The sequence below is a fragment of the Phytobacter sp. V91 genome, from assembly GCF_965644225.1.
Lineage (GTDB): Bacteria > Pseudomonadota > Gammaproteobacteria > Enterobacterales > Enterobacteriaceae > CBFFRJ01.
Genome location: NZ_CBFFRJ010000291.1, coordinates 1 through 774 on the forward strand (window position 1 = coordinate 1; position 774 = coordinate 774).

General features: G+C 48.2%; 1 protein-coding gene. It reads right to left on the reverse strand.

The window, feature by feature from the left end:
- On the reverse strand, nucleotides 1-705 hold a 705-nt coding region (locus tag ACSZO4_RS25705), incomplete at its 3' end, for an IS256 family transposase (RefSeq protein ID WP_437891911.1).
- Nucleotides 706-774 lie beyond the last annotated feature (69 nt).

Genomic DNA, 774 nt, shown 5'->3' on the forward strand with positions numbered 1-774 from the left:
TTTCAGGCCGTCAATACAGGCGATAAGAATATTGTTCAGTCCCCGGTTTTTAAGTTCAGTGAGCACATTGAGCCAGAACTTTGCACCTTCATTTTCCGCCAGCCACATACCCAGAAGTTCTTTCTGGCCTTCGATATTGATACCCAGCGCCAGGAACACGGATTTGTTGATGACACGACTGTCCTGCCGGACTTTTATGACAATACAGTCAAGATAAACAATCGGATAGATTGCATCCAGTGGACGGTTTTGCCATTCGACAACCTGCTCGATGACAGCATCTGTGACCTTCGACACCAGTGCGGGTGAGACATCTGCGTCATACAGCTCTTTAAAGGCAGCGGCTATCTCACGGGTAGTCATCCCTTTGGCGTACAGAGACAGGATTTGGTTATCCATCCCGGAGATCCGGGTCTGGTTTTTCTTCACCAGTTGCGGTTCAAAAGAGCCATCACGATCGCGAGGAGTGCGTAATTCCAGAGGGCCATCGCCGGTGGTAACAGTCTTTGTGGAATAGCCGTTGCGGGAGTTGGCACCCGGTTTAGGCTGGTTTTTATCGTAGCCAAGATGGTGGGACATTTCGGCGTTGAGAGCCGCCTCAACGCTGATTTTCTTCAGCAGGCGATCGAACTGACTGAGATCGTCAGGGGTTTTGAGATTTTTGGCCAGTTCATTAGCCAGAGCCTGCAACTGTTTTTCGTCCATAAATTAACCTGCTTTTGATGTTGGATTGAACATATCAAAATCAGGCAATTACACAATTTTATGTACAGG